A 7,167-nucleotide genomic window follows, 5' to 3' on the forward strand; every position below is an offset into this window, starting at 1 on the left:
ATGAACATCCTCGTGTGCATCAAACGCGTCCCCGATATCGCCGGCTCCGTCACCCTGGATGCCACCGGTGCCGGGATCGACGACTCCGGGCTCGGCCACACCATGTCCTCGCACGAGGAATGCGCCGTCGAACTCGCGATCCAGACCGCGGCCGCCACGGGTGGGACGGTCACCGTGCTCACGGTCGGTCCCGCCGAGGCGATCGAACAGCTGCGAGCGGCCGTGGCCGTGGGTGCGAACGACGGCATCCTCATCGAGGCGGTAGACCCGTCCGTGTTCGCACCCGAGGACATCGCGCAGATCATCGGCGATGTCATCCGCGATCGCGCCGAGGCGGGACAGACCTTCGATCTCGTCCTCACCGGGGACGATGCCGCCGACACCGGCGATTTCCAGGTCGGTATCCGCCTGGCCTACGACCTCGAGTACCCGGTGCTGACGAACATCCAGACTCTGGGTGTCTCAGGTGGCGGTGCCGGCGCGGGTGCCAGCGCCGGGAGCAGCGGAGGCGGCGAGCGCAGCGCCTGCCGCATCGACGCGCGCGGGATCGGGCCGGCGGGAACGGAGATCTTCTCACTCGACCTGCCTGCCGTCGTCGCCGCCCACGAGGGCGGGGTCGATCCGCGCTATCCCTCGATCACCGGCCGGATGAAGGCGAAGAAGGCCCCGATCGTCGAATATGACGCCCCGGAACCTGGGACGGGCAGCCCCCGCATCCGGCTCGAACTGCCTGAGGTGAAGGCGAGTTCGGTGACCATCCTCGGCGAGGGGCCCGAAGCGGCTCCCGCCCTGGTCGATGTGCTCGAAGAGATCGGAGTGATCCGGCCATGACCCTAGTCTTCGTCGAATTGGACCCGGCAGGCGAGGTCACACTCACCTCCGCCGAAGCCCTCACCTTCGCCCGCACCCAATTACTACCTGACGGCGGCGCAGCAACCTCGCGCGAGGTATCTGGGCCCCCGTCAGGTAGCACGGAAGCGGTGGTGATCGGGGAACTCAGCGATTCCGCCGTGGAGGAGCTGGGACGGCTCGGGGTCGGTGTCATCCACCATCTCGAGCATCCGGATCTCGCGGAGTATTCGGCGGCGGCGTGGGCACAGGCGATCGTCGACGTCACTCCGGAGTCCGGAACACTGCTCGCTTCGGGCACCCCGCGGGGCATGGAGCTCATGGCTCATGCGGCCGTGCGCACCGGTGCCCGCATGGCCGCCAATGTCATCGCCGCCGCTGAAGACGGGCTGCTCCGTCAGGTCCACGGCGGCACTGCCTTCGAACGCCTCCGCCTCGACGGGGATCTGCAGGTGCTCACGATCGCCGGCCACGCCTGCACTCCCGAAGAGACGACCCCGGTAACCCCGGAGATCATCGCTTATGACCTCACCGTCGCCGAGGCGGACCTGGCCACCCGTGTCCAGCGCACCGAGGTCGAGGCCGCCGATGATGCGTCCGGACTGACCTCAGCCAAGTCCGTGGTCGGAGCCGGTCGCGGGGTCGGTTCGGAGAACGGATTCGCCGAAGTCCTCGAACTCGTCGACCACCTCGGCGGGGCCCTGGGCGTCTCTCGTGTGGTCACGGGTCTGGGCTGGCGCCCACACACCGAACAGGTCGGCCAGACCGGCAGCCGCATCTCCCCCGACGTCTACATCGCCTGCGGGATCTCCGGAGCGATCCAGCACATGGCCGGAATCGAGGGCGCGAAGACGCTCGTGGCCATCAATACCGACGAGGAGGCCACGATGGTCCAGCGTGCCGATTACGCGATCATCGGCGACCTCCACGAGGTGGTCGGAGCCGTCAACGAGGAGATCGTCCGCCGTCGCGGCTGAGCGCGGTTATAGTTTCCTCAAGGACCTCGGAAGAGACGGGGCCTCCCGGAAGCGGCGAAAGGCGGCTGTCGTGCGCTCTGTCCCCACGAGTTCGACGCGATCGGCGGATCGACGGTGAACCGGCTCGCCCGCATCGCCTACCTCGGCTTCGTCGCCGGGGATACCAAAGCCTTCACGATCATCCACCAGGTCTCGTTCGCGATCCTGCTCGGGGCGAGCGCAGCCCTGCTCAGCGCATTGCGACCGGATTCCGCGGTCGCCGATGAGTCGATCCTGGCCGGGGCCGGTCTGCTCCTCGTCGCCACGCTCGGCGCGGTGTATTCGGAGAAGTTCTCCCGAGCCTGGGTGCCGAACCTCGTCATCCCGCTGCTCGACTTCCTCGCCCTGGGCCTGTGCCGGTGGGCCACCTACCCGGACGGCGGAGTCCTGTCGATCCTCGCCTTCACCCCGGTCGTCTGGCTCGTCACGAGTTTCCGCACGCGCGGTGCCCTCATCTCCGTGGCGGCCGTGCTCATCACCCTCACACCGGTGAGCCTGTTCGACGGTGAACGGCCCGTCGATGCCGCCCGGATCGTGCTCGCGCTCATCCAACCGGTGGCCGTGATCCTCGTCTCCGCGATGATCATCGGTCTCGAAACGCGTCTGAGCTCGACGAATCTGCGCCTGAGTGCGGCATTCGATCGACAGCGGGATCTGACGCGAGATCTGCGGAGGACGAGCACCCTGCTGCGAGGCACCGGGGCGAGCGTCGACGTCGGGGTGAAGGTCCTCAACGAGAACGGCACGACGGTCTTCGAGAATCCGGCGTTCACGACTCACCTCAATGCCGCCGTGGCGCGGATGACAGGCGAGCAGGATTCCCCGGCGGACGCCGTCGCCGCTGGCGCCATGGACGCGGCCGTCGACGAGGTGGACATGTTCTGCGCCGACGGGATCACTCGCATTCCCCCGTCGAACTCACCGCTGACACGTGCTCGCCGGGGCGAACGGTTCTCCGATGAACTCATCTGGGTGGGCCCACAGGACGGCGAACAGCTGGCCTTGTCGGTCACGGCGGTGGGCTGGCAGGGGCATCCGAGCATCGCGCCGCACACGATCGTGACCACCCAGGACGTCACGGCCACTCAGCAGCTCATCCGGGCCCGCGAACGGATCCTCGCCTCGGTCTCCCACGAGCTGCGGACCCCGTTGACGTCGATCATGGGCTATACGGAGCTCGCACTCGACGAACTCGACGACGGCTCCCCCGCGGCCGCCTCGGCGATCGCATCCTATCTGACCGTCGTCCAGCGGAACTCCGATCAGCTGCTGACGATGGTCGAGGACATTCTGCGCACCCGGCAGACGCAGTCGAACCGGTTCGAACTGAAGATCACCGAGTTCGAACTCACCCCGCTCATCGACGACGTCGTCGCGCAGCTGCGGTCGACGGCCGCCGACCAGGGAGTCGAGCTCGCCGTCGAGGCAACGGAACAACCGATGCTCACGGCCGACCCGCAGCGCATCAGGCAGGTGCTGACGAACCTCGTGGTCAACGGCATCAAGTACTCCGGGCGCGGCCATCGCGTCACCGTCAGGACGCAGTCCGATGCGCTCGGTTCCGGATTCGACGTCGTCGATGACGGTGCGGGGATCCCCGCCGCCGAGGTCGACCAGCTCTTCACCGCGTTCTTCCGCGGCGCCGCGGCCCAGGCATCGAGTCAGCGCGGCGTCGGGCTGGGGCTCGCCCTGGTCAAAGGCATCGTCGACGCGCACGGCGGTGCCATCACGGTGTCCTCGGCCGAAGGTCACGGCAGCGTCTTCAGCGTCCGCATCCCCTCCCCCGTCGAAGGAACCCGACCGTGACCGGACATGACAGCCGATCCTCGACGAGGCAGATCGGACCGCTCGCGGTGATCCTGTCCCTCGTCTACGGGGTGCTCGCGGCCTACATCTTCTGCTTCTCCGGATCTTTCGGACGCCTCGGCGAGTACTGGTGGTTCGACATCGCGCTCATCACCATCACGATCACGGCCTCTCTCTCACTGGCCTACGTCAGCCTGCTGCTCATCGCCTATGTCCGGCAGAAGGCCGTCGACCCCGGCGACCCGACGGATTTCACCTGGCATTTCCTCATCCCCTGCCGTGATGAGGAATCCGTCATCGCCGAGACGGTCTCGGCCGCAAGGACGTCCTTCCCCACCGCGCACATCTGGGTCATCGACGACGCCAGCGAAGATTCCACCGCGGCCATCGTCACCGACATCATGGACGTCGACGACCGGACCCATCTCATCTCCCGGCTTCTGCCCGAAGCCCGGACAGGCAAGGGCAAGGCGCTCAATGCGGCGTACCTCTCGGTGTCCGAGTACGTCGGTGCTGATCCTGACGAGCGTGCTCGTGCGGTCATCGGGGTCCTCGACGCCGACGGGTTCCTCTCCGACAATGCTCTGGCCGTGCTCTCGGGCCCGGCGGGCTTCGGCGATGACACCCTCGGCGCGGCCCAGCTCGAAGTGTGGATGAAAAACCGCGGCGACAAGCAGCCACGCCCCGGTCGCGGCTGGTATCTCAACCTCCTCGGACGATTCCTCGTCCGGATGCAGGACATCGAGTTCCGCACGTCGAATTCGGCGATGCAGCAGCTGCGCGTGACCACAGGCACCGTCGGCATGGGCGGCAATGGCCAGTTCACCCGGCTGACCGTCCTCGATGCACTCACCGAAGACCACGGGGAGCCGTGGGGCAACAAACTCAGCGAGGACTACGAACTGGGACTCAACATCCTCACCCGCGGCTTCCGCAACGGCTATTTCCCGCAGGCGCACGTGTCCCAGGAGGCGCTGCCCTACTTCCGCCGGCTGCTCACCCAACGAACCCGGTGGGGCCAGGGAATCATGGAGTGCGCGTCGAACCTGCCCGCCTTGCGCAAGAGCCGTGCCCTGAGGTTTCCCGGGTTCGTCGAGATCCACTACTTCATGAGCCAGCCGTGGCTGATGATGCTCAACCTTCTGCTCATCCCGATCGTCACCGCCGTCGCGATCGCCCAGGGATTCTTCGGCTTCGTCAGCGACGCCGCGACCTGGATCATCGTTCTCACCGGGCTCGTGTTCGTCATCCTCCCCTACGCTCTGTGGGGTCCGCTCTACCGACGCTGGGGTCCCGAACCCATCGGTCGGACCACCTCGGTGCTGCTGGGGTTGGGGTATCTCGTCTACGTGTACTTCACGTACTTCTACTATCCCCGCGCGATCGCCCGCATGGTCACCGGCCGGAATTCGTGGGCGAAGACGAAACGCAACGCCGACGACGTGCTCGTCACCTCGACGTTCACCCCGGCAGCGCTGCAGGTCGTTCCGCTGCTCGACCAGAGCAGCCTCACCGAACTCGCCGAGGAGCTCGAAGGCAGGGACGAATACGCCGTGGAGATCGTGTCCCGGTTCGCCCTCATCTGGCCTCGCCGTCTGGCGAACCTGCAGCAGGCCGTGGCCGCCGAGGATGTGCTGGGAATCAGCGATGCGATCGCCAGCATCCGGGTGGCGTCGACGATGGTCGGGGCACGCCGCCTGCAGGTCGCGGCCGAAGACTTCACGACGCTGGTCGAGAGCCGGGAATTCGATGCCGCCCGCGCCGCACTGCCGCGCCTGTCCCGCGTCGGAGACGACACGATCGTCGAGATCCGCGCCCGCTTCCTCGACCTGCCGACCCGCGGCCAGCACTGAGGTCCGGGCCGGCGCTCATCCGGGCCGGTACCGAGATTCCGCCGGTTCCGAGATTCCGCCGGTGCGGCCTGACGACAGCCGCTGAACCGAGCGATCAGCGCGTCCGACTCATTCCGTGTCCATCGCCTGCAGGAATTCGCGGATCTCGCGTGGTTTGAAGGGTTTGGTGAGGAAGGCATCGGCCCCGGCCTCGACGCTGGCGTCGCTGTCTCGTTGGGTTGCCCGGGCGCTGATCACCGCGATCGTCGCCACGGTGCGGGGTCGGATCTGCCGCAGGAGTTCAAGACCGTCGATATCGGGCAGACCGAGGTCGACGGTGATGAGAGTGCGTTCGACCTCATCGAAGCGTTCGAACCCGAGCTTGCCCGTCGCCACCGAGTCGACGGTGTATCCGCTCTGTTCCAGAACGACCTCGAGCAGCCGGCGGATATCGTCATCATCTTCGATGACCAGTGCGTTCTTCGAATCCATACCGACCCGTCCCTTCACTTCCGGCTCAGACTGCCGCGCCCGGACTCCTGCGTTCGCTCCATAGCTTAGTCTTCCCGGCAACGGCAGACGCGAGATTTCCGTGGCCGCACGCAAACTGGTTAACTATGGAACGATCGTTCAGACATCGTTCCCAATCAGCTCACGGAGGCAGTCATGGCCACTTTCGAACTCTCACCAGAAGTGCGCTGGTCGGACCAGGATCTGCTCGGGCACGTCAACAACGCACGGATGATCACCCTCATCGAGGAATGCCGTGTGCGCTGGATGCACGAGATCCGGGCCGGTCACATCACCGGCGGAGGTCTGCTCGTCGCCCGTCAGACCATCGACTATCTCGTTCCCGTCATGTACGGCCCGGAATTGAAGATGACGGTGACCGTGAAGAAGCTCGGCAACTCCTCGTTCACCGTCAACACCCGTGGCGACCAGGATGGGCGTCAGGTCTTCGACCACGACTGCGTGCTCGTGCACATCGACCGCGAGACCGCGAAGCCCGCCCCGCTCACGCCCCAGCTGCGCTCCGTCTTCGAACCGTACCTGCAGGACTGAGGAGCGAACCGCTTCACCAAGTGGGAGAAACGGTCGCGCGAAACCGCTGCGGACGTGACCATTTCGCCCACTCAAAGTGACCGCTTCGCCCACCCAAGGGCAGCGAGAACGCCGCGTTGGCCGCGCAACCGTGGCCGATTCGTTCAAGCCGCGCCACCAACCGTCCGCATAGTCTGAAGTCATGAAACTCGACGCGATCTCCATCATCACCGCAGACATGCCCGCCGCCATCACCTTCTACTCCGCGCTCGGCCTCGAGCTCGCCGACGGCGGCCCGGACGCCCCGCACACCGAGTTCACCTCCGGGTCCCTGCGGGTCCTGCTCGACACCGAGGCGGTCATGCTCGGCATCGACCCCGAATGGACCCGGCCGACGGGCGGACACACGATGTCCTTGGCCTTCGACTGCTCCACCGCCGAGGCGGTCGATGCGACATTCGCCCGGCTCACCGGCCGTGGCGCTGAGAACTCCGACCCCGTGGCCGGAATCGTCCACGAACCCTGGGACGCGTTCTGGGGTCAGCGCTACGCCGTCGTCTCCGACCCCGACGGCAACAAGGTCGACCTCTTCGCCACCCTCACCCCCTAATTGCTACCCGACG

At 66.5% G+C, this 7,167-nt stretch carries 7 protein-coding genes; 6 read left to right on the plus strand and 1 reads right to left on the minus strand.

Features of this window, described 5'->3' with window-relative positions; translation table 11 throughout:
* The 4 genes from AD89_RS0112435 (at window position 1) to AD89_RS18615 (ending at window position 5,524) form a co-directional block, all read left to right on the plus strand.
* Window positions 1–831, plus strand: a complete 831-nt coding sequence (locus tag AD89_RS0112435; protein ID WP_025779347.1) for an electron transfer flavoprotein subunit beta/FixA family protein — start codon at window positions 1–3, stop codon at window positions 829–831.
* Complete coding sequence (locus AD89_RS0112440) at window positions 828–1,826, plus strand: electron transfer flavoprotein subunit alpha/FixB family protein (protein WP_025779348.1); 999 nt, start codon at window positions 828–830, stop codon at window positions 1,824–1,826. Before AD89_RS0112435 ends, AD89_RS0112440 begins: the two co-directional genes overlap by 4 nt.
* Before the next feature lie 114 nt (window positions 1,827–1,940).
* Window positions 1,941–3,671, plus strand: coding sequence for a sensor histidine kinase (locus AD89_RS0112445; RefSeq protein ID WP_025779350.1), 1,731 nt, complete (start codon window positions 1,941–1,943; stop codon window positions 3,669–3,671).
* Window positions 3,668–5,524 (plus strand): glycosyltransferase, encoded by a 1,857-nt coding sequence (locus tag AD89_RS18615; RefSeq protein ID WP_025779352.1) that lies wholly within the window; start codon window positions 3,668–3,670, stop codon window positions 5,522–5,524. Before AD89_RS0112445 ends, AD89_RS18615 begins: the two co-directional genes overlap by 4 nt.
* Before the next feature lie 108 nt (window positions 5,525–5,632).
* Here AD89_RS18615 and AD89_RS0112455 read toward each other — a convergent pair whose 3' ends face one another.
* Complete coding sequence (locus tag AD89_RS0112455; protein ID WP_025779353.1) at window positions 5,633–5,995, minus strand: response regulator transcription factor; 363 nt, start codon at window positions 5,993–5,995, stop codon at window positions 5,633–5,635.
* A 174-nt stretch (window positions 5,996–6,169) separates the two neighbouring features.
* On the opposite strand from AD89_RS0112455, the gene AD89_RS18620 reads away from it, so the two are divergent.
* Window positions 6,170–6,565, plus strand: coding sequence for an acyl-CoA thioesterase (locus AD89_RS18620; RefSeq protein WP_035320721.1), 396 nt, complete (start codon window positions 6,170–6,172; stop codon window positions 6,563–6,565).
* Between the two features lie 181 nt (window positions 6,566–6,746).
* Window positions 6,747–7,154, plus strand: coding sequence for a VOC family protein (locus AD89_RS0112465; protein ID WP_025779355.1), 408 nt, complete (start codon window positions 6,747–6,749; stop codon window positions 7,152–7,154).
* The last annotated feature ends 13 nt before the right edge of the window (window positions 7,155–7,167 follow it).

The organism is Brevibacterium sp. VCM10, assembly GCF_000583215.1.
Classification (GTDB): Bacteria; Actinomycetota; Actinomycetes; order Actinomycetales; family Brevibacteriaceae; genus Brevibacterium; species Brevibacterium linens.